Source organism: Curtobacterium sp. 18060 (assembly GCF_902706105.1).
Classification (GTDB): domain Bacteria; phylum Actinomycetota; class Actinomycetes; order Actinomycetales; family Microbacteriaceae; genus Curtobacterium.
This window is the reverse complement of the sequence record NZ_CACSJV010000055.1, coordinates 1-22,007: the sequence shown is the minus strand read 5'-3', so window position 1 is coordinate 22,007 and position 22,007 is coordinate 1. Positions and strand designations below refer to the sequence as shown.

At 68.0% G+C, this 22,007-nt stretch carries 19 protein-coding genes; 6 read left to right on the top strand and 13 right to left on the bottom strand.

Annotation, left to right across the window (positions count from 1 at the left end):
* Positions 1-74: 74 nt before the first annotated feature.
* Together GVL05_RS17390 and GVL05_RS17385 are read left to right on the top strand one after the other, a co-directional pair.
* The gene (locus tag GVL05_RS17390; RefSeq protein ID WP_159573956.1) at positions 75-701 is read left to right on the top strand and encodes a hypothetical protein; all 627 of its coding nucleotides are present in this window, start codon (positions 75-77) and stop codon (positions 699-701) included.
* Between the two features lie 117 nt (positions 702-818).
* The gene (locus GVL05_RS17385) at positions 819-1,559 is read left to right on the top strand and encodes an SOS response-associated peptidase (RefSeq protein WP_159573955.1); all 741 of its coding nucleotides are present in this window, start codon (positions 819-821) and stop codon (positions 1,557-1,559) included.
* 114 nt (positions 1,560-1,673) lie between these two features.
* On the opposite strand, the gene GVL05_RS17380 is transcribed toward GVL05_RS17385, so the two are convergent.
* The 3 genes from GVL05_RS17380 to GVL05_RS17370 form a co-directional block, all read right to left on the bottom strand.
* Positions 1,674-7,127, bottom strand: a complete 5,454-nt coding sequence (locus GVL05_RS17380; protein ID WP_159573954.1) for an S-layer family protein — start codon at positions 7,125-7,127, stop codon at positions 1,674-1,676.
* Between the two features lie 270 nt (positions 7,128-7,397).
* Positions 7,398-7,727, bottom strand: a complete 330-nt coding sequence (locus GVL05_RS17375) for a hypothetical protein (protein WP_200849264.1) — start codon at positions 7,725-7,727, stop codon at positions 7,398-7,400.
* A 138-nt stretch (positions 7,728-7,865) separates the two neighbouring features.
* Positions 7,866-8,195, bottom strand: coding sequence for a hypothetical protein (locus GVL05_RS17370; protein ID WP_111086112.1), 330 nt, complete (start codon positions 8,193-8,195; stop codon positions 7,866-7,868).
* A gap of 260 nt (positions 8,196-8,455) precedes the next feature.
* Here GVL05_RS17370 and GVL05_RS17365 point away from each other — a divergent pair, with 260 nt between their 5' ends.
* On the top strand, positions 8,456-8,926 hold the full coding sequence (locus GVL05_RS17365; RefSeq protein WP_159573953.1) for a VanZ family protein: 471 nt from the start codon (positions 8,456-8,458) through the stop codon (positions 8,924-8,926).
* A 64-nt stretch (positions 8,927-8,990) separates the two neighbouring features.
* Here GVL05_RS17365 and GVL05_RS17360 read toward each other — a convergent pair whose 3' ends face one another.
* The 5 genes from GVL05_RS17360 to GVL05_RS17340 all read right to left on the bottom strand — a co-directional run bounded on the left by GVL05_RS17360 (position 8,991) and on the right by GVL05_RS17340 (position 15,026).
* Positions 8,991-9,551 (bottom strand): sortase, encoded by a 561-nt coding sequence (locus tag GVL05_RS17360; protein WP_159573952.1) that lies wholly within the window; start codon positions 9,549-9,551, stop codon positions 8,991-8,993.
* Positions 9,552-9,926: 375 nt separating this feature from the next.
* Positions 9,927-11,747 carry a DUF4012 domain-containing protein gene (locus tag GVL05_RS17355; RefSeq protein ID WP_159573951.1) on the bottom strand — a complete coding sequence of 607 codons (1,821 nt, stop codon included), beginning with the start codon at positions 11,745-11,747 and terminating at the stop codon, positions 9,927-9,929.
* 35 nt (positions 11,748-11,782) lie between these two features.
* Positions 11,783-12,754, bottom strand: coding sequence for a GDP-L-fucose synthase (locus GVL05_RS17350; protein WP_131921287.1), 972 nt, complete (start codon positions 12,752-12,754; stop codon positions 11,783-11,785).
* On the bottom strand, positions 12,754-13,782 hold the full coding sequence (gene gmd / locus GVL05_RS17345) for a GDP-mannose 4,6-dehydratase (protein ID WP_131921368.1): 1,029 nt from the start codon (positions 13,780-13,782) through the stop codon (positions 12,754-12,756). Before gmd ends, GVL05_RS17350 begins: the two co-directional genes overlap by 1 nt.
* Positions 13,779-15,026, bottom strand: coding sequence for a glycosyltransferase family 4 protein (locus GVL05_RS17340; RefSeq protein ID WP_159573957.1), 1,248 nt, complete (start codon positions 15,024-15,026; stop codon positions 13,779-13,781). The genes gmd and GVL05_RS17340 overlap by 4 nt, the downstream gene beginning before the upstream one ends.
* 146 nt (positions 15,027-15,172) lie before the next feature.
* On the opposite strand from GVL05_RS17340, the gene GVL05_RS17335 reads away from it, so the two are divergent.
* From GVL05_RS17335 to GVL05_RS17325, 3 genes are all read left to right on the top strand, one after another.
* Positions 15,173-15,742, top strand: a complete 570-nt coding sequence (locus GVL05_RS17335) for an acetyltransferase (RefSeq protein ID WP_327785646.1) — start codon at positions 15,173-15,175, stop codon at positions 15,740-15,742.
* 70 nt (positions 15,743-15,812) lie between these two features.
* On the top strand, positions 15,813-16,649 hold the full coding sequence (locus GVL05_RS17330; protein WP_134195692.1) for an alpha-1,2-fucosyltransferase: 837 nt from the start codon (positions 15,813-15,815) through the stop codon (positions 16,647-16,649).
* Positions 16,646-17,968 carry an oligosaccharide flippase family protein gene (locus GVL05_RS17325; RefSeq protein WP_159573950.1) on the top strand — a complete coding sequence of 441 codons (1,323 nt, stop codon included), beginning with the start codon at positions 16,646-16,648 and terminating at the stop codon, positions 17,966-17,968. Before GVL05_RS17330 ends, GVL05_RS17325 begins: the two co-directional genes overlap by 4 nt.
* On the opposite strand, the gene GVL05_RS17320 is transcribed toward GVL05_RS17325, so the two are convergent.
* The 5 genes from GVL05_RS17320 to GVL05_RS17300 all read right to left on the bottom strand — a co-directional run.
* Positions 17,945-18,799: a glycosyltransferase family A protein gene (locus GVL05_RS17320; RefSeq protein WP_235036041.1), complete on the bottom strand. Its 855-nt coding sequence runs from the start codon at positions 18,797-18,799 to the stop codon at positions 17,945-17,947. The two genes, GVL05_RS17325 and GVL05_RS17320, sit on opposite strands and share 24 nt — an antisense overlap.
* A 13-nt stretch (positions 18,800-18,812) precedes the next feature.
* Positions 18,813-19,334 (bottom strand): serine O-acetyltransferase, encoded by a 522-nt coding sequence (locus GVL05_RS17315; protein WP_134195686.1) that lies wholly within the window; start codon positions 19,332-19,334, stop codon positions 18,813-18,815.
* Complete coding sequence (locus tag GVL05_RS17310; protein WP_235036040.1) at positions 19,334-19,999, bottom strand: glycosyltransferase; 666 nt, start codon at positions 19,997-19,999, stop codon at positions 19,334-19,336. Before GVL05_RS17310 ends, GVL05_RS17315 begins: the two co-directional genes overlap by 1 nt.
* Entirely contained in the window at positions 19,971-21,173 is a 1,203-nt protein-coding gene (locus GVL05_RS17305) for an O-antigen ligase (protein ID WP_159573947.1), read from the bottom strand. Before GVL05_RS17305 ends, GVL05_RS17310 begins: the two co-directional genes overlap by 29 nt.
* A gap of 95 nt (positions 21,174-21,268) precedes the next feature.
* On the bottom strand, positions 21,269-22,007 hold a 739-nt coding region (locus GVL05_RS17300), incomplete at its 5' end, for a glycosyltransferase (protein WP_235036039.1).

Sequence of the window (22,007 nt, the reverse complement as noted above, 5' to 3'; positions counted from 1 at the left end):
CACCGGCACCGCCCGCCCGCGGCCGGCCCGGCACCCCGAAGGGCAGCAAGCTCTCGCTGCCCGGAGACTGATCCGTGTTCCCACTTGGTTGGCGGATCTTCTTCCGGCACGTCGACGACGTGCTGGACCCGCGTCGTGTCCGCCGCGCGGCAGCGTGGTCCGGCGGCGCGGCCGTGGTCGCGTTGGTCGGCATGCTCGTCCTGGAGGCCCGGCTCGGCTGGACGGCACAGGCTCCGCTCCGCAGCGTGGCGGCCATCGTGCTGCTGGCGGCCGGGGTGGGCCTGCTCACGTTCGCGTGCTTCCCGACGCGGCGCCCGCCGGCCCCCTCGGCGACGATCAACGGGCGGCAGGTGCGGGCCTCGTGGCAGAACTCGGTGCGGTGGTCGGTGCAGCCCTACCTTCTGCGACGGCCACGCCCCGTCCGTCCAGAGGACCGCGAGGCCGTCCGCACCGACACGGTCCTGCTGCGGCGCGGCCTGATCGGCACGCTCGCCCGCGTCACCCCGCTGCTGGGGGCCGGGGTCGCCGCCGTCGGTGCCGGCCCGTTGCTCGACGTCGCGCCCTGGTGGCCCGTGGTGTCCGTCGGGCTCTACGTCCTCGTGTTGCCCGAGTACGTCGTCCGCCTCGGCCGCTCCGAGCGCGCCCGGGTCGCCGCCGAGGCCGCCGAGCCGCTCGAGGCCCCCGCCGGCCTGACTTCGTGAGCAGAAATGGTCGGGTGGCGTGACGGGACCCGACCATTTCTGCTCACGAAGCGGGATACGGGGCACGGGAACGACCCCAGCCGCGCGACTGTCGGCGGCACGGGGCACACTGGGCGCATGTGTGGAAGGTTCGTCGTCTCCGACACCACGGCCGATCTGTTGCCCGAGCTCCTCGGTGAGCTCGCCGACCGGACCGAGCACGTCGACCAGGACACCGGCGTCGTGGGGACGGGCCTGGTGCCGAGCTGGAACGTCGCCCCGACCGACCCCGTGTACGCCGTCCGCCAGCGGCACGGCGAACGCGAGCTGCCGCAGATCAGCTGGGGCTTCGTGCCGAGCTGGGCGAAGGACTTCCAGAAGCAGCGCCCGAAGCCGATCAACGCCCGCATCGAGACGGTCGCGACGAGCGGCATGTTCAAGCGGGCCTTCGCGACGAACCGCTGCATCGTGCCGGCGCAGGGCTACTACGAGTGGGTGGTGCGCGAGGACGGCAAGGAGCCCCACTTCGTCCACGAGCCCGGCGGTGCCCTGGCGATGGCCGGGGTCGTGAGCGCCTGGCCGGACCCGACGAAGCCCGAGGGCGACCCGGACAAGTGGCGGCTCTCGCTGGCGATCATCACGCGCGACGCCCACGTCGCTCCGGGCGAGGTGCACGACCGCATGCCGGCGTTCCTGACGCCCGACGGCTACGACGACTGGCTGCGCGGCGACGCCGACGGTCTCGGCACCGCCGACCTGCTGGCACTGCTCGACCACGAGTCGCTGACGGTCGCGGCCGGCCTGGAGCAGTACGAGGTCGCCCGCATCGTGAACAGCGTGAAGAACGACGGCCCGCAGCTCATCGACCCCGTGGCGTAGCCGGCGGTTCGACGCGCGGCCGGGCGCGCACGCGACCGGGGCGGGAAGACGGGAGGCCCGGATCACGTGCGCCGTGCGGCTGACGTGATCCGGGCCTCCCGGTCGATCCCGGTGTTACGGACGCGCGCTGCGACGGATGCCCGGCGCCGCTGCTTCGTCGGCGGTGCGCCGACGCATCGAGAGCAGCACACCTGCCAGGATCAGGGCGAGCGCTCCGAGGCCCAGGCCGACCAGGCCGGTGGTGCCGGTGAACGCGAGCTCCGCGACGTGGACCGCGGCCGCGACGCCCGTCGGGTAGGTGACCGTGATGGTCGCCGTGACGGTCTGGCCCTCGGTGTCGGTGACGGTGTAGCCGACGAACAGGGTGCCGGTGTGGCCCGCTGCCGGGGTGAACACGACCTGTCCGTGACCGACGGTCCAGGTGCCCTCGCCGTCGACGACCACCGTGTCGACGGGCTTGCCCGTCTTCGGGTCGATCAGGTGCAGCGTCGCCGTCTCGAAGGCGGCGCCGCCGGTGCCGGAGTCGTTGTCGAGCGGGTCGATCCTGACCTGGTGCCCGACGGTCCCGGTGGCGGAGTCGTCTGTCGCGACCGCGGCGGCGACGACCGTCATCGTGGCGGTGGCGGTGGTGGTCTGCCCCGAGGCGTCCGTCACCGTGTAGCTGAAGGTGTCCGTGCCGGTGAAGCCGGCGGCGGGGGTGTAGACGTACGCGCCGGTGGGCTGGACCGTCACCGTGCCGTGGGCCGGCTTGCGGGCCAGGGCGGCGCTGAGGCCGGTGCCCTGGTCGTTCGCGAGCAGACCGTGGGCGGCGTCACGCGTGACCGGGGTGCCGGCGATGGTGTGGCCGGCGTCCTTCGTCGCGTCGATGCCGACGGTGACGGTGACGGTGGCGTCGACCTGCTGACCGGAGGCGTCCTGTGCCCGGTAGGTCACGGTGTCGGTGCCGGAGAAGCCCTTCGCCGGGGTGTAGACGAACGTGCCGTCCGCGGCGATCGAGACCGTGCCGTGCTTCGCCGTGCCGGAGGTCACGACCGTCAGGTCGGTGCCGTGGTCGTTGCCGAGCACGCCGGGGCCGGCGACGGTGATCGATCTACCGGCCTTCGTGGCGGCCTTGTCGTCCACTGCCGTCGGGGTGACGTCGATGACGACGAGCGCGAGGGCGGTGTGTCCCTCGGCGTCGTTCGCCGCGTAGGTGAACCAGTCACGGCCGGACCAGTCCGCCGGCGGCGTGTAGACGTACGACCCGTTCTTCGCCAGCGCGAGCCGCCCGTGCTGCGGCTTCGTCTCCACCGATGCCCACAGGTCGGAACCGGAGTCGCCGACGAGGACGCCGTTGGCGGTGGACGTGCGCATCACCTGGTTGGTGGGCATGGTGTGCCACTGGTCGACGGCGGCGATGCCGACGAGGACCGTCACGGACGCCGTCGTGGTCTGGCCGGAGCCGTCAGTGACGGTGTAGGTGAAGGTGTCCGTGCCGGAGAAGCCCTTCTTCGGCGTGTAGACGAGCGATCCGGGCTCGGTGCCCTTGGTCACGGCGCCGTGCACGGCGTCGCCGTGGCCGGCGACCGTGAGCGTGGCGCCGTGGTCGTTGCCCGTCAGGGTGGTCCCGGTGATCGGCAGTGCCGTGCCGGCGGTGGTGTGCAGGGTGTCTGCGACCGCGACGGGTGTGACCGTCACGGTGACGGTCGCCTTCGCGGTGCCGCCGGTCGGGTCGGTCACCGTGTAGGTGAAGGTGTCGGTGCCGGAGAAGCCGTCGGTCGGCGTGTAGGTGACGGTGCCGCTGCCGGTGATCGCGGCCTCGCCGTGACCGGGCTTGGTGACCGCGGTGACGGCGAGCTCCGTGCCGGAGTCGTTGCCCGTGACCACGACGTCGACCGGGGTCGAGGCGGTGGTGGTCGCGGTGTCGGCGACGGCCTTCAGGGCGACGACGATCGTCACGGTGCCGGTGGTCGTGCCGCCGGAGCCGCCGGAGCCGTCGGTGACGGTGTAGTCGAACGAGTCCGGGCCGGAGTAGCCGGGCTTCGGCGTGTAGGTGTACCCGCCGTCCTCGTCGACGACGACGTCACCGTGCGACGGGTCGGTGTTGTCCGTGACGTGCAGGTCGGTGCCGGTGGCGCCGTCGAGCACGCCCTTGTCGGCCGGCACGGTGATGGATCCGTCGGCGTCGGTGGTCGTGGAGCCACCCGCCGTGACGGGGGTGACCCGGACGGAGACCGTGCCGGTGTTCGTGAGGCCGTTGCGATCGGTGACCGTGTACGTGAACTCGTCGGTGCCGGAGAAGCCCGGCTTCGGCGTGTAGGTGACGGTGCCGTCGTCGTTCCGGACCGCGGTGCCGTTCGTGCCGCTCTTGCCGACGGGGATGTCGAGCACGGACAGGCCGGTGCCGTGGTCGTTGCCGGTCAGATCGGCGGAGGTGACCGTCTTGCTGCCGCCTGCCTTGACCGTGATCTCGTCAGACTCGGTGCCGGGCTCGACCGTGATGGTCACGACGCCCGTGGCCGTCCCGCCGGAGGGGTCCTTCGCCGTGTAGGTGAAGGTGTCCGTGCCCGAGAAGCCGTCCTTCGGGGTGTACGTGTACGACCCATCCTCCGCCAGCTCGAGGTCGCCGTTCGCGGGCTCGAGGTCGACCGTGGCGGTGAGCTTCGTGCCCTCGTCGTTCCCGAGCACGCCCGTGCGGTCGTCGCCGTCCCCGCCCACGGTCAGCGTGGTGCCGGCGGTGGCGGTCGCAGTGTCCGGGGTGGCCATCGGGCCGACGACGACGGTGATCGTGCCGGTCGTGGTCTGGCCGGAGTCGTCCCGCACCGTGTAGGTGACGGTGTCGGTGCCCGAGAAGCCGGGCTTCGGCGTGTACGTGATCACGCCGGTGGTCGGGTCGATCGTGACGTCGCCGTGCGTCGTGCCGTCGGCGTCCGGCACGGCGGCCGCGTCGGTGACGGTCAGCTTCGTTCCCTTGTCGTTGCCGGTGAGCGTCGTCGGCGCGATGGTCAGCGTCTCGCCGGACTTCGTCGACACGGTGTCGCCGTTCGCGACCGGCTTGACGGTGACGGTGACCGTCGCCGGGCTGGTGGTGACCTTGTCGCCGTCGGTCACGGTGTAGGTGAACGAGTCGGTGCCGGAGAAGTCACCCGTCGGCGTGTACTCGACGGTGCCGTCCTCGGCGACCACTGCGGTGCCGTTCACCGGGCCGGTCACGATCGTGGTGACGAGGTCCGTGCCGCGGTCGTTGTGCTGCACGTCGACGTTCACCGGGGTGCCGGCGCTCGTCGTCGTGGTGTCGTTCGCGATCGTCGGGTTGACCGTGATGGTCACCGTGGCGCTCGTCGGCACACCGGCGGTGTCCGTCGCGGTGTACCGGAACGAGTCCGTGCCCGAGAAGCCGTCGGCCGGCGTGTAGGTGATCGCACCGGTCGCCTTGTCGAGGGTGAGCTCGCCGTGCGCGGGCTTCGTGTTCGACGAGACGGTCAGGCCGGTGCCGAGGTCGTTGCCCAGGACGCCGGTGGCGCGGGTGTCGGCGGTGTAGGTGTTGCCGGCGGCGACGCGGACGGTGTCGTCCTTCGCCAGCGGGGCGACGTTCACGGTCACGGTCACGGTGTCGGTCCCCCCGGTGCCGTCGGTGACGGTGTACGTGAAGGAGTCGGGGCCGGAGTACCCGGCGGCCGGGGTGTACGTGTAGCTGCCGTCCTTCGCGACGACGACGTCACCGTGCGACGGCTTGGTGCTGCCCGTCACCGTCAGGTCCGAGCCGAGGTCGTTGGCGAGCAGGCCGGGGGCGGTGCCGGGGGTGGTGGCCCCCGCCGTCGCGGTGACCGTGTCGGCGACCGCCGTCGGCAGCACCGTGATGGTGACCGTGCCGGTGATCGTCGCGCCGTCGCCGTCCTTCGCCGTGTAGGTGAACGAGTCCGGGCCGGAGTAACCGGCGGTCGGGGTGTACGAGTACGAACCGTCCTGCTCGACGGTCAGGTCACCGTGGGCGGGCTTCGTGTTGCCCGTGACCGTCAGGCCGGTACCGTGGTCGTTCGCGAGCAGACCCGTCTTCGCGTCCGCGGTGGCGGTCTGGCCGGCGTGCACGCTGAACGTGTCGTCGGTGCCCGCCGGGGCGACGGTGATCGTCACGGTGCTGGTCGACGTCTGACCGGAGGAGTCCTTCGCCGTGTACTGGAAGGTGTCCGTTCCGGAGAAGCCGTCGGCCGGGGTGTACGTGTACGAGCCGTCGGGGTTCACCGTCGCCGTGCCGTGGTCCGGTGTGGTGTTCGACACGACGGACAGGCCGGTGCCGCTGTCGTTCGCCAGGACGCCCTTCGCGGGCACGGTGAGCTTCGTGCCGTTCGGGGTCGAGGCGGTGTCCGACGTCGTGGTGACGTGGACGGCCTGCATCGTGTTGGTGAAGGTCACGACGATGTCGGTGCCGTCGGCGGACGTCGCCGACGGGAAGTCGAACGCAGCCGTGTTGCCGTCACCGAAGGCGACGACCTGGTCGGTGTTGAGGTTCACGGCCTTCCACTTGGTGGAGTAGTTGGCCAGGTCCGTGGTGCCGGCCGCGGTCTGCGTCGCCGTGTACCGCTTGTTCGGGGTGGACAGGACGGCTCCGGCCTTCTCGAGCTGGTCGCCGTTCGCGGTGCCCTTGGTGGTCGCGGTGTTGCCGCTGGTCACGCCACCGCCGGTGACGGCGAGGGCGAACTGGTCGTCGGCTGCCCAGCGCTTGTCGACGTTCGTCTGCGCCGCGAGCGTGTTGGCGTAGTTGCAGGACGCCAGGTCGCTGGGCGTCCAGTTGCCGGCGATCGGGAACGACTTCACCAGGGCACCGGAGCCCGGGTCGATCTTGTACATGGTCGATCCGACGGACGCGAACAGGTACCCGTCGGACGAGAACGCGATACCGGGGCTCCCCGCGTCCGCGGCGTCGATGGGCAGCGTCGCCACCTTGGAGGTCGTGAGCGCTGCGTCGACGGCGGTCGTGGGGATGGTCTCGGTGTCGACGCGGCGGATCTCGTTCCCGGTCACGACGAAGAGCAGGCCCCGCGTGCTGAACGCCATGTCGCCGTTCTTGCCGGAGAGCAGGCCGCCGATCGTCCCGACCTTGCCGATCTTCGTACCGGTCTTCGTGTTGTACGCGCCGAGGTAGGCCGGGGTCTCACCGCTCGCGTAGTAGTAGATGCCCGTGGCGGGGTTGATCGCACCGCGCAGGATCTGGTGGTTGCCGGCCGAGTCGGCATTCGTGACGTCCGGGAACGGGGCGCCGTTCACGGCGTCGTACGAAGCGATCGTGTTGCCACCGTTCACGGCCGCGTACGCCGCGACGCCGTTGCGTGCCAGCGCGAGTCCGTTGTCGGCAGGGGCCATCGTCGTCACCTTGGTGACGGCGCCCGTCGTGGCGTCGATCGACGCGAGCTGGTTCGCCGTGGCCTGGTTCGCCGACGTGCTGATCCCGTACAGGGTGTTCTGGTCACAGGAGAGCGCTCCCGCGGCGGCGGCCGGGTCGGCGGCGACTGCCTGCGTCAGGCCGACGCCGGCGAGCAGCGCGGCGCCGAACATGGCGACGGTTCGGACGCCGAGACGGCGTCGAGGCACAGCGGTGCCCTGGGAAGCAGGCAGCATGATCACTTTCGGGTCGAGACGATGCGGGCGCCTGATCCACGGCCGTCGGTTCAGGGGGAACGGTCGGTGGCGCCGGGTCGATACTGGCAGGTCTCGATACCGAAGTGGGGACGGGACGGGTCCCCAATAGGGGGGACCACTCGTTGTGGGGGGAGCCGCCCCTCAGGCCCGCGTCACCCGCTCGGGGCACACGAAAACCCCACCGGATCCGGTGGGGTTTCGGGGTTCGCGGGGCTCAGCGCGTCAGACAGCCTGCCGGATCACGTCGGGCAGCAGCACGTGCAGCCGCTCGGCGAGACGTGTCTTCGCCTCGTCGAGGGACCGGAAGTCCCCCACGTACTCGCCGAACGTGTCGGCGACGAAGAAGTGCGTGCCCTGCCGGTCGACGGTGCCGCCGTAGTACCCGCCGTAGTTGGCGACCCAGAGCCCGGTGTCGGGCTGCGCCCAGCTGATGCGGACGCGAGCCGGCGCGGTGTCGGCGACGACCTGCGCCTCGATCTCGGCGATGACCTCGATCGTCCGGGTGTCCAGCGTCACTTCGGTCTGCTGGTGGTGATCGGCGGTCATGCTCATGGTCGTGCTCCTTCGGGCTGTGCTACGTGCTGGTGCTGCGTGCTGGTGCTACGTGCTGCGTACTGGTGCTGCGGGCGTCGCGGACGCCGATGGTGCGCGGTGGGACAGGCGCCGGTGGTGCTGACCGTGCGGTGGCGCCTACTCGACCGGTCGGATGACCGACGGGAGCATGACGTGGAGCTGGTCCTCGAGCTTGGTCTGCGCTTCTTCCAGCGATGCGAACTCACCGACGACCAGGCCGAAGGTGTCCGAGGCGACGAAGCGGCCGTCGCGCTTGTCGACGCTGCCACCGAAGTACCCGCCGTAGCCGGCGATCCACTCGCCCTGGTCTTCCTGCACCCAGGTGACCTTCGCGCGGGTCGGACGGGTCGAGGTCGCCGCGTCGGCTTCGAGGATCGCGATGGTGTCGACCGTGTCGGTGTCGAGGGTGACCTCGGCCTGCGTCGCGTTGTTGACGGTGATGCTCATGTCGCTCTCCTTCACGATCCGGGGTACATCTGCTGACACGAGAACGCTACGAGAACCACGGCCCGAACCGCCAGCGATGCCCGTTGATTCACGGGTTTCGTCAATGCGACCCATCGGCGTCCCCTGGGTTTCCGGGGTGGTGTGACGTCTTTCCGGGGTACACGCGTCAGATCGGGGTACTCGTTTTCCGGACCTCCGAGATGCGTCACGGAATGACGGAGACGCCCATCCGGGAGGCCCGACTCACTACCGTCGGTCGGGTGACCTCCGACAGTCCCCGCGATCCAGGGCGCGCCCCGGCCACCGGACGCAGCCGTCGGGTCGCGACGTGGCTCGCCGCCGCCTACGGCGTCGCGGTGGTGCTCGTCGGGTTCTGGGGTTCACCCGTCGACGCGGCAGCCGGTCCGACGCTCGACCGGGTGATGGCGATCGCTCATCGCCACGGGGCCCCCGACTGGTTCGGCTACGGCACGATCGAGTCGCTGTCGAACGTGGTCTTCTTCGTCCCGCTGGGCCTGCTCGTGGTCCTGCTCGCGGGCGCTCGGTGGTGGTGGGCCGGTGCGGCTGCGGGCGTGGTCGTCAGCGTCGGCATCGAGACCGGCCAGGCGCTCTTCCTGCCCGCGCGCACCGCGTCACTGGCCGATGTCCTGGCGAACGGTCTGGGAGCGGTCATCGGAGCCGTCCTGGGCGTCCTCGCGCTCGCGTGGGCGGCACACCGCCGGCGTCACTGACGCGCGGACACGACGAAGCCCCCGGAGCGATGCGCTCCGGGGGCTTCCTTCAGAGGCTCGAGTCTCAGACGGACTCGCGCTGGCGACGGACCGAGCCGCGGACCAGCAGCAGGCCACCACCGAGGACGACTGCACCACCGGCGGCCCAGAGGGCCAGGGCGGACACGGTCGAACCGGTGAATGCGAGGGTGCCGTCGGTGCCGGAGCCAGCACCCGCAGCCGGGACAGCAGCAGCAGCGTCAGCCGGGGCGACGGTGAAGGCGGCGAAGCCGACGACACCCGAGGTCGCGCCGGTGGCGGTCAGGTTGTAGGTACCCGAAGCGCCCTTCGGGAAGGTGACCTTGACGGCGAGTGAACCGTCGGAGGCAGCGGTGTAGGTCTTCGAGACGGTCGTGGTCGGCAGCGCGCCGAGCGTTACCGCACCGGCACCGGTGACCTGGACGTTGACGGTCTCGTTGTCCTGGAACGCACCCTCGGTGAAGTTCACGGAGGCGGTACCACCGGCAACGGCGGTGCCGGAGACGGAGACGTCGGAGTCAGGCGTGTAACCGGCGGCGTTGGCGACGGTCGGCGTGGCGAGCAGTGCGGCCCCAGCCAGCACCACCGCAGCGATGAGCTTCTTCATGTGGTTCCCCTAAAGATCTGAAAATCCAGACCCTGACACCCAGAGCCCGCTGATCCGCCCGTGGTTGTCCCCGGCCAAGAAACTGGCGGTTGTGATGGCGAAGTTGTCTCAATCTACCGGAGTTTCACAGCTCGGTACCAGATGGCGTGGATTTCGGTCATTGGTCGTCATGTGTTCATTCCAGACGAGCGCGCGACCGAGTCGCCGTCATGATGCCATCGGGCTGAATCCGACGAGGAAATCCCAGGTCAGGCGAACATTCAGCCGAACCCCCACGAATCCTGACCACCGCATCACCAGCCTGTGACGTCGGAAAGCCGCGATCGATCACCCCCGGAGTGGGGGCGCCCGATCCGCGTTAACGGGACGGCGGGCTCACCCGGCGGCGAGAGGCTGGTCACACTCGAACGCGATCGGCCTGGCCTCGGACTGGCGGACACCCGGGGTGGAGCTCGCCTGCACGGGGGCTTTCGCGTACTTGCTCTCGCCGAGGAAGGCAACGCGGTAGGTCAGGCTCTGGCCCGGTGCGAGCAGCGTCTGCAACTGCGCCACGGGGTGTCCGCCATCCGTCGCCGTCTGCACCGCGGTCGTCTTGCCGTCCTTGGCTGCGCCGAGGAAGATCGCGCCCTCGGGCGCGTAGGTCGCGATCAGGGTCTTGATCTTGCCCGGCTCCACACCGAAGTCGCCGCCACCCGTGACGTACTCGGGCAAGCTCGTCGCGGCGTCGGCGGGTGCAGTGTTCTTGATGGTGACCTCGACGACCGACGTGGGACGACCGTCTTTCCGGCACACTGAGCTGCCGACTGACACGGTCTTCTCGAGGTAGTAGTCCATCTTCGAGCCGGTGCCGTCGTTCAGGTACACCGCGAACTCTCGTGACGACGCCGACTCGGTCGGGAGTTCGCCGGCCACAGCGGTACCGCTGATGCGGCGCTGCTCGGCCCGGTCCGCGCTCCACAGGCGCAGTCGGTCCTCGCCGGAGCTCTGGCTCAGGGCGGAGACGAACTGCTGGGGGTCGAAGTCACCACTCGCGACCTTGTCGAACACCGCGCTGGCGGCGGAGGCGAAGAAGGCGTCCTGCACGACCGGGTCCGAGTACCTCGCGTACACGTCGCTCAGTAGGAGCTTGACCGCGTTGTCCGACGTCAAGGTGTCTCCGGTCGGCAGTTTCACCGGGCCGGTGGCCTCGAGGATGTAGCTCAGCGTCACCGGGTCCATCGCCAGCACGCCGTCGACCTGTTCGCCGAACTTCTGCTTCCACATGGCCCGAGCGAGCTTCGCCGAGACGTCGAAACGCGGGGTCAGGGTGACGTCCTGCATGTACTTCCCGGTGATGCTGCCGTACAGACCAGTCGTGTCCGGGGTCAGCGGCAGGATCGGCTGCGCGTACGGACCGAACGAGCCACCGGACGTCTGGTTCTGCAGGTGAATGGCACCGTCATCGGTCTGGAGGAGCGCCACGGCACCCGGGATCCCGCCACCCGCGCGCAACTCGGCGTTGTTCTGGAACAACAGCAGGTAGTTCCGTTCACCGTCGTTGCCCAGCATCGCCGGCGCGAGCTGCACGACCCGGTTCGCGGTGGTCACCTGCGCAGAAGCGGACGACAACGCGTTCCGTAGCTCGGCAACCGCGGTCGTCACCGGGGACAACGTGTCACTCGTGTCGATCGCGTCCGCATCGCGGTCAGCCCGTGCCAGGGTCGTCGTCGCCTTCGCGACGGCCGGCTGCGCGTCCACGATCGGCTGCAGGTCGACCTTGCCGTTCTTCGGCGCGAACGAGTCGGTTCCGAGACCGCCGATGACGTCGGCGACCGGGGTCACCGCGTTCCGGGCAACATCGTCCACGACGACGGAGACCTGGCGGACTGCACGCAGGTTGGCCCCGAAGAACGGGACGTTCTGCGAGGCCCCCCAGATCGGATCACCCGTCAACGAACGAGCTGCCCCCGCTTCACGCTCCAGGTGCTTCGCGGTCTTCTGCGCGGCGGCGGTGTCGCCACCGGTGAGTTGGGAGCGCAGTGTGTCGACGTCACCGACCGCTCGTTCGAGGTGTCCCTTCGCGAGCGCACCACGCACTCCCACCCAGGCGACGGCGAGGATGAGCAGCAGGACGAGGGCGAGGACGATCCACAAGACGATCCGGGCCCTGGATCCCCGGTGTGCTGCAGTGCGTCGCGACTCGGGCAGGTCGGACATGACGCGATCCTACGGTTCCCCGTGTCCAGCCCACGTCACTGACGCACGGTGTCCACGTGTTCGCGGTACCAGTCGATGGTGCTCCGCAGACCGTCCTCGAGGCCGATCTGCGCAGTCCAGCCGGCATCCGCGAGCTTGGATACGTCGAGCAGCTTCTGCGGCGTGCCGTCCGGCTTGGTGGTGTCCCAGACCGTCTCGCCTTCGAAGCCGACGATCCTGCCGATCGTCTCGGCGATCTCCTTGATGGTGACGTCGGACCCGGTCCCGACGTTGACCTGGTCCGGACCGTCGTAGTGCTCCATCAGGTGGAAGACCGCCGCCGCCATGTCGTCGACGTGCAGGAACTCCCGACGGGGCGAGCCCGTCCCCCAGTTCTCGACGCGCGCCGCACCCGTTCGTGCCGCTTCGTCGTACCGGCGGATGAGGGCCGGCAGGACGTGCGAACCGGTGGGCGAGAAGTTGTCGCCCGGGCCGTAGAGGTTCGTCGGCATGGCCGAGATCCACGGGCGCCCGAATTGCCGCCGGACGGCCTGCACCTGCAGGATGCCAGCGATCTTGGCGATCGCGTACGCGTCGTTGGTGGGCTCGAGGTGCCCGGTGAGGAGCGCGTCCTCGTGGATCGGCTGTTCGGCCATCTTCGGGTAGATGCACGACGACCCGAGGAAGACGAGCCGCTCGACGCCGTGCTCAACAGCCGCGTCCATCACGTTGACCTGGATCTGCAGGTTCTCGCTCAGGAAGTCGTGCGGGTAGGTGTTGTTCGCCATGATCCCGCCGACCTTGGCTGCCGCCAGCACGACGTGCTTTGGCTGCTGCTCGGCGAAGAAGGCGAACACGGCGCCGCGGTCCTTCAGATCCAGCTCGGAGGAGCTCCGCCCGACCAGGTCGGTGAAGCCCTCCGACTCGAGCTTGCGCCAGACCGCCGAGCCCACCAAACCGCGGTGTCCCGCGACGTAGACGCGGTCCGCGCGGTTAATCGGACCGGGAGTGAAGTCGGTCGTGGTCATCAGGATCCCCAGCTCTCGAGTCGGACGGTGTCGATCCACGGGCTGCCCTCGTGCTCGAGGGCGGCGATGTCCGCGTCCACCATGATCCTCGCCAGTTCGGCGGTGTCGACCGTCGCCTCCCAGCCGAGCTTCTCCTTGGCCTTCGACGCGTCACCGACCAGCGCATCCACCTCGCTCGGTCGCAGGTACCGCTCGTCGAAGCGCACGTGGTCTTCCCAGTTCAGGCCTGCGTGGGAGAACGCGGTCGTCAGGAAGTCCTTGACCGTGAAGTCACCGCCGGTCGCCAGGACGAAGTCGTCCGGCTCGTCGACCTGCAGCATCCGCCACATGCCCTCGACGTACTCGGCGGCGTACCCCCAGTCGCGGACGGAGTCGAGGTTGCCGAGGTACACGTGGTCCTCGAGGCCGGCCCTGATCCGCGCGACTGCACGGGTGATCTTCCGGGTGACGAACGTCTCACCACGTCGCGGCGACTCGTGGTTGAACAGGATGCCGTTCACCGCGAACATGCCGTACGCCTCGCGGTAGTTCCGGGTCACCCAGTAGCTGTAGACCTTCGCTGCGCCGTACGGGGAGCGAGGCCAGAACGGCGTCTCCTCGTTCTGCGGCGGCGGGGTCGCCCCGAACATCTCGGACGAGGACGCCTGGTAGAAGCGCGTGTGGATGCCGGACACCCGGACCGCCTCGAGCATGCGCATCGTGCCCACACCCGTCACGTCACCGGTGTGTTCCGGCTCGTCGAACGACACCCGCACGTGTGATTGCGCCGCGAGGTTGTAGACCTCGTCCGGCTTCAGTTCGCTGAGGAGGCTGACGAGTCGTGCACCGTCGCCGAGGTCCCCGTAGTGCAGGAACAGCTTCGCACCCGACTCGTGCGGGTCGACGTAGAGGTGGTCGATCCGCGACGTGTTGAACGTCGAGGCGCGACGGATCAGGCCATGCACCTCGTACCCCTTGCGGAGCAGCAGCTCGGCCAGGTACGAGCCGTCCTGTCCGGTGATGCCCGTGATGAGCGCGCGCTTCGTCAATTGGTCCCTGTCTTGTCGGCAGAACCGGATTCGAACCGGTCTGGGAGGAGCACATGAAGAATACTTTTGAATCGATCGATCGCAGCAGCCGCGGTGAGGTGAGCCGCTCGGTAATTCCGAGCGTCCCTTCCGTACCGCTCCCGCGCAGTCGGGTCTCCGATGAGCGAGAGCACGCCGTCCACGAGCTGAGTCGGCCTGCCCGCACCGACAACGATCCCTGCGTTCGCAGCGAGCACCTCGGCTCGAGTGACGCTCCCCTCGTCCGACGCAGCGAGCACCGGAACGCCGGTCGCGAAGTAGGTGGTCAGCTTGCTGGGGACAGCCATGCCGGAGATGCCGGGTGCCTCATTGACCAGGAGAACGTCTGCGGAGTTGAGTGCAGCGGCGAATTTCTCGTCAGGGAGCGGCGCCAGGAACTGCAGGCTGTCGATCCCAGCCGCCTGCTGCTGCAAGGAATCTCGTTGGTTTCCGTCACCGAGGAGGACGAAGCGGATGGGAAGACCTCTGTCCTGAACGGAGCGGGCTGCTTCGACGACGTTGCCCAGGCCCTGCTTCACTCCAATGTTCCCCGCGTGCAGGACGATCGTCTCGTCCGGTGCCCAGCCGAGCGACGCACGAACCCCGACTCGGTCGACGAACTCGGGCGGCTCGACGTGGGTCCAGTTCCGCATGACGGTCACTCGCGACGCCGGCACGCCGAACTCTTCGACGACCGTCTCCATGAACCGGTCGTGGATGACCACGACTGTCGATGACCGTTTGAGGACCCAGCGCTCGATGGCCGCGACGAAGCGCTCAGCCGCCCCGGTACCTGATCCTGTCTCACGGAGGCCGAGCGAGTAGATGTCCTGGACCCATGTCACGACGGGGGTTCCTCGCGAGAACAAGCGGGCACGCATAAGAGCGATCGCCGAACTGAACAGAGCGGGAGACACGAGAACGAGGACGTCGTGCCGCGGCCAGCGGTGGAAAACGGCGTGTAACCCGAAGCTCAGCTCGGACAGCAGTCTGCTCACACCACCGGGCCGGGCCGGGAGCCGATGGCGGAGTCTGTGCACCGCACAGCCAGCCTCGGTCGTCACTGCAGACGACGGTGGACGTGCGTCTCCGAAGCTCCAGGCCGGGTAGTGCGGAAAGGTCGTGATGACGCTGACGTCGACACCGGACGCCGTCAACCCGCTCACGAGCCCTCCGCTGTAAGGAGCGATCCCGGCGGGCTCCGGGGGGAAGTTCAGGCCCACCATGAGAACTGCCCCGCGCCGCATTGGGCGACCATAACAGTTGCAAGGGATTCTGATCCGGCGTCGACGCACCTGCGACACCGCCGGGTCGCCCGCCAGCCGGTAGCATCGGCGCGACGCGTACTCGGGCGCGCAGAGAGGCGGGGGCCATGATGTCGGACGCGAGAGTGCCCGTCATTCCGCTGAAGTCAGCTCCGGGCGAACGGACGTCATGGAACCGGAGCAAGAGGACGGTGTACCTGTGGGCCGTTGCCGAGCTGCTGTTCGTGACCAATCCCTGGCAAATCAGCTCCTCGCTCCGAGCGAAGGTCCTGCGGCTGTTCGGCGCGGAGATCGGGGTCCGCGTCATCATGCGACCGCGGATGCGTGTCCGTTTCCCGTGGAAGCTCCACATCGGCGACGACTGCTGGATCGGCGAAGGTGTGTGGTTCCACAATCAGGACCACATCCGGGTCGAGAACGACGTCGTCATCTCGCAGGAAGCGTTCCTCACGACCGGGAGCCATGCCCACCGCACCGACATGGCGTTGATCACGCGCCCGATCGAGATCGGAGCCGGCACCTGGATCACTTCGCGCTGCATGGTGCTCGGTGGCACGCGACTCGGCGAGTCGTGCCTCGTGAAGCCGATGTCACTGGTCTCCGGGACGAGTCCAGCGAACAGCGTCCTCGAAGGAAACCCCGCGCGGGTGACAGGTGTGCGCTTCGGAGATCGATGACTCCTGTCAACTCTGGCTGGGATGCGGTGCCAACGGAACCAGACCGATGCGATGATGAAGGAATGATCTCTTGGCGACTCGACTGAGGGACGCTTCCGTCCTGTGGGCACAGGGGGGCCTCGGCAACCAGCTCTTCCAGTTGAACGCCGGCCTGACCCTGTCCGAAAATCCCACAACCCTCCTGGTCTCAGGGAGCAGTTTCGGTCGCGACCGTCTCCGGCAGTTCGAGCTCGGTGCTCTGCTCCCTTCTTCAGCGCTGACAAGCTCGGGAGAGGACTTCCGGCTCGGTCAGCCGTACGACTGGAGGGGCCGTCGCCGATCGAAGACCCGCGATCGTTCGCTGACGACGGTATTCAGCGACCCCGAGACTCTGCCCTCCGCCTTCCGCCTCGGCACGTTCAACATCGGGTTCTTCCAGGATGCGGCATCACTCGCTCTGCCGACGGACGCAACCACTGCCCTCCTCGCTGCGTACCGGAACGCTGTCTCGGCGGCACCTGCTTCAGAGAACCGAGCCGTTCTGCACGTCCGCCGTGGCGACTACACGACTTCTCCTGCCGCGCAGCGCACCTTCGGCACGCTCTCCCGGCGCTACTACGACGACGCGTGCCGTGCGCTCGGGATCTCAATCGACGAGAGCATCATCTTCACCGATGACCCCGCCGCGGTCGAGCGCGAGTTCGACGTCCCTCGCAGCAACATCATTGGACCCGAAGACATCGAATCGCCGCTCGACACGCTCGTGGCAATGTCGCGCGCCAGCGCCCTGGTCATACCGAACAGCACCTTCTCGTGGTGGGCCGCTGAACTCGCTTCCCACGTTCCGGTCGCGGCCCCGAGCACGTGGTTCTTCGATCGCCCGGGAAACCTGCGGCGCACTGGATGGGTCTCCGTGCCGAACGCATGAGACGATTCGGCACGTCCCTGTCGCTCGGGTGGCTCCCGGCGAGCCAGGCGCTTTCCTTGGTCGCGTCGTTGGCTGCCTTCGCCGTGCTCTCGCGCGAGCTCGGGCCCGCGAGCTACGCGCAGTTCGCCGTCTTCGTGTTCGTCTACACGATGGCCGCGCTGGCCACGGACTTCTCAGCCATGGGTTTCCTGCTCGTACACGGGGTCTCCGGCCCGCTCCGACGAGCGGCGTGGTCCAGTTCGGCGGTGAGCGCGACCGCAGGTGGTGTTGCGCTGACCGCAGCGTTGTTCGTCCTTTCGTTCTTGAACCTCCCGACGGGGCCTCCCCGGGTCTTCGACGTGCTGATCTTGGTCGCGGGGCTCGTCGCCCAGTCGCTCATCCAGCCGCTTCGCGGCGAACTCATGGTGCATCGCCGCTACCCGACTGTCGCTCTTACCGACGTGGGCGCAACAGTCGCCGGCTTCGCGGCCGCGATCCTCCTCGCGGCACAGATCCAATCCGTGACCGTGCTCTGCGTCCAACTCGCTCTCACCTCCGTGGTCCGTCTCCTGTTGACGCTGACGCTCTCAGCTCGCGGTCGCCAACGGGCCCTCCAGGGACGCGCAAGCAGCTCCTCATCCGAAATGGCCGTCCCTGCGCCGAACCCGTTCCGGTACGGCCTCAAGGTGCTGCCGCTGAACGTTGCTTCCTACGCGAGCCGAGCGATCGATTCGGGCACGTTGCCGCTCATACTCCCGGTCGGAGCGGCAGCAGCGTACGCACGCTCATACCAGTTGATCGTCACGCCGGTCACTCAGGTCCAGCTGTCCCTCGGTGGGGCGATCGTTGAGCGCATGGCTCGCCGTGCCGCGCTCCCCGGAGACGACGGCACGTTCGACAAACGAGTCTGGCAAGCACTCCACGTCGTCACCTTCGTCGCAGCCATCGTGTTGTCGGTGGGCGCACCGATCCTGGAGAAGGTCTTCTTCGGCCCTGGCTGGGTGCATGTCGCGCTCATGATCTCCTCGATGGCGCTGCTACTGCCATCCCTTACCTTGAGTTCCTTCATGTCGTGGAAGCTCCAGATCAAAGCGGAACTCCGGCACTCGCTCCTCAACCTGGCCGTCCTCATGCTCGTGCCACTGCTCGCCATCGTTCTCGGACTGCTCTACAGCACCAACGGCGCGTTGATCGGCTTGGCAGTCGGTGCGCTCGTCCAGGGTCTTGCTCTGGCGACGCTCCATCGTTCGCTCCTGCCGATATCGCTCAGGTACGCCGTTGCGCAGATCGTCGTGGAGTGGGCAGTCCTGGCAGCCCTATTGGCGGTCCGATTCCTGTGAGCTCGCTCCTCTGGCGGTCCTGAGCGGGAAACTCCACGGCGAACGCACCAGCCGCCGGAGGTGACTGCGGTCTCGCCTGCTCGTCACGTCGTCGATGTGGCGTTCGAGCCTCGCACGCAGCTCGTCGGTGCTCGTGTCGCCCACGTCGACGCCGAGCACCGACTCCGCGAGCGCGAGGTACGACGCGGCGAGGTCTCTGTTGTCACGCACCTGCCCGGCGTAGCCCGGTTGCGAGGTTGCCTGCTCCGGGTGATGGCGGTACGCAACCGTCGGCACGGAGGTGAACGAGATGCGAACGCCGGATGCAGCCAGTCGCATCCAGAGCTCGTAGTCCTCGGCATGGCCGGGCCGGTACGTCGCGGCCCCGTCAAGCGAATCCCGTCGAGCAATCATCGTCGACTGCGGCACCGGGTTCAGTGCGAGGAGCGCCAGTGGCATCGCCGCTGGTGACAACGATGCAGGTCGAGGGATGTGCACGCGCCACGTCTGACCGAATCGTGCGATCGGGGCGAACACGATGTCAGCGTCCGAGAGCTGACGGCGGTGCCCGAGGAACCGGTTGGGCAGGCACACGTCATCAGCGTCCATCGCGGCGACGAACTCGCTGTCCGATCGGGCTAGCAGCCGGTTGCGAGCCTCTCCCGCACCGACGTTGGTCGCTCCTTCGATCAGCGACACACGTCGCGAGCGGTCGGCGAAACGCTCGACGACGCGGCGGGTTCCGTCCGTGCTCGCATCGTCGTACACCAGGACCTCTGCGTCGCTCGGCATCGCGCTGAGCGTCGACCGGAGCGCTGTCGTGATCGTCCGCTCCGCATTCCATGCGGGCATGATCACCGACACCCTAGGCATCTCGCATGCCCACAGGCCTCGCCGGGGCGCCGATGACTGTCGCTCCAGGCTCCACGTCGTCGACCACGACCGCCATCGCACCGAGCGTCGCCCCGGAACCGACCCGGATCGGCCCGAACACCTGGGTGTACGCGCCGAAGGTCACGCTGTCCCCGATGACCGGTACCCCGCCGCCTTCACGGCGTTCTCCGATCGTGACTCCGTGCCGCAGCACACAGTCAGCCCCGATCCGCGTCTGCGGATGGACGATGATTCCGCCGAAGTGGTGGATCATCAATCGTGGACCGATCTCGACCGTCCGGGGGATGTCGATCCCGGTCACCAGTCGAACCACGCTGTAAAGCGCGAAGGACAATGCGTGGAGGAACTTCCCTCGGATGCCCCTGACCTGCAGCGTGTACCTGCCGAACCGATACACCCGTAGCGCCCAGTAGCTGGGCTGCAGGAGCCACGGGTGTCCGCCGAACAGGGCGGCTTCCTCCTGCTTGGCGGTGACGCTGTCGTAGAACGACATCAGTGTCCTCTCGAGAGCATGGACCGATACCTGCGTGCCGCGCGATGACGGAGCCCGCTCACGACGGACACAGCGGGGTGCACGGACAACGTCTCGCGCTGGACCCGCCGTGCTTCGGCGCCGATCAGTCTGCCGTGCTGCGTGGACGTTCCATCGAGGTGGAAGCGAGCGACCACGATGTGCTCGACGACGAATGGGACTCCCGAGGCATACAGCCTCGCGGTGAAGTCGTAATCGGCGGCTACCCGGAAGCTCTGGTCGTAGCGACCCGTGATCGCCGCTCGGGGGTAGAAGATAGCTTGGTGCGAAGTCGGCAGGGCGTGCCACATCGAACGAGCGGGTCGAGACGCGCGGGTCTGGTCCCGAGTGGCTGCTGCTAGGACGAAGTCCCCGAGGACCACCGCATCCTCGTGCGCGTCGAGGACCGCGGACAGTTGCGACCATCGGACGAGGCTCTCGTCGCCGCCGTTGAGGAACCAGAGGTGGTCGCCGCTTGCCGCGGCCATGCCCTTGTTCATCGCGTCATAGATGCCGGTGTCGGGCTCAGAGATCAGCCGAACCGATCGTCCGAGATCCGCCACGAGCCGAGCTGTACCGGGGGACATCCCGCCGTCGACGATGATGAGCTCACAACTATCACCCGACTCGTGGAGCAGGGTCTCCAACGAAGCGACCGTCCGCCGCAGGCCTTCGTCGTCCTGGAACGTCACGGTGATGATCGACAGCTTCGGGGGCAAATGCAGAACCGCTCTCTCCAGGGATCACGAATCGGCGTTCGTGCCGGGTGGCGAAGACCAACCAAAGGGTGAATACGTACTCCGGCAACATGATGCCACCTGAGAAGAGAAGACTCCCGACCGCCCAGAACGGGAGTACCGCCTGCGCGACCGACCCGGTTCGCAGTCCAAGCGCCAAGCCGACGAGCGCCCATGACGCCAAGGCGATCGTTGCGATGAGACCGAGCCAACCGAAGTAGAAGACGATCACGTAGAAGCCGTTGTCGAGGGAGTCGCCCGCAGCCGCGCCGTTGAGGATGCCGTAGTCCGCGACGGTGTTCCGGAGCGAGCCGTACGGATGCCCGAGCGGGAAGTGCACGAGCGTGTCACCGAGGATCTGCAGCGGGCCGATCAAGCGGTAGTAGGCGCTCGACCCGGTGGTGAAGGTCGAGTCCAACCTCCCCGACAAGTAGGGCAGCGCGAGTGACGTCAGCACCGCCAGGACGATCAGTGCAACGACCTTCAGGCGGCTCTTCCCGACGAAGATGACCATCAGGGCCACCACGCCGAAGAGGATCAACCCGGTTGCGGACCGCACAGCGAGGAGACCTGCGCCGGCGAGTACCCAGACCGGGGCCTTCCGGTACCCCTGCGCCAGCAGCGCGACGGCAAGGGAGCCGATGACGAACGCGGCGTACGACGGCTCGAGGTAGAAGCCGGCGGCGCGCGGGATCGGATTGAACTCGAGGTGTGGGTCGTACTCGTAGAGGTACTGGTGTTCCCCGAACGGATTGAACCACTGGACTGATCCTCGTGCGCCAGTCGCCACCTGGAGCACGCAGAGCGCGACGACGATGACCAGAGCGAAGAATGCCCCGCGCAGCATGGCCGGGACTGCTGCCGTCCGGATGGTGCCCCGTCTGCACTGTCCGATGACGACGGCCGCGAACACGAACAGAGCCAAGGTCTGGAAGAAGGACGACGAACCTTCACGCGTCGAAGGAGCAGCGATCTGCACCAACGCGTTCGGGACCACGGCGATCCCCAGGGCGATGATGACGTTGCTCATCGCCAACCTGGTGCTGACGCTGATGACGAGCAGTATCCCGAGGAACAGCCCCATCGTGATCGGGTAGTCGCCGACCTTGCCGACCTGGAAGTGCTCGAGGAGCACGAACGCAGTGGTCAGGAGGCTCACGAAGGCTCGGTAACCGTTGCTCATGCGGCGAGCACTCTCCGGTAGACGTCGACGTACTCGTCGATCATCCTGTCGGGGGAGAAGCCAGCGAGCTCGGTCGACGACGCCGGGTTGCTGGGGACGGCCGACGCGATGGCGTCTGCCCATCGACGACGTTCGTCCACAACCGTCACGTTCGACGACCACCCGAACTCGCGAGCGGCTCTGGACTCCGCTGCGATAACCGACATGCCAGCCGTGAGCGCTTCGACGATGGTCAACGGGTAGTAGTCGACGGTCGACGAGAACACGAGGTGAGAGTGGTCACGCATGAGGCGGTACATCTCACTGCGATCGGTGATCGCTCCGACCATGGTGGCGTTCGGGATGGGGGACGGCGCATTGTCGCCGACGATCGTCAGCCTTCCGGGGGCTATCCGCGCGATCTCCTCCAACAGGCTCCAGTCGACCTTCGCTGCGTCACGAAGGTCTCGGCATATGAAGAGGAACCGTGCCGGAGTGGAGAGGTGATCGACCGGACGCTGCTCCCACGCCATGGTCCAGAACCGCGGATCAACCGAATTCGTGACGGTGGTCACATCTGAGAGACCGGCCGCTTCCATCTCCTCAGCCAGCCATGAGGCGCAGGCGACCATCTGCAAGGGCACGCGCGATCGAACGTCGTCGATCGCCCGGCGACGTGCAACGAACGTGGGTGCCGCTCGATCGATCTTCGCGGGCGGGTACGCGGTCAAGAAGGGACATGGGTCGCACCCGCCC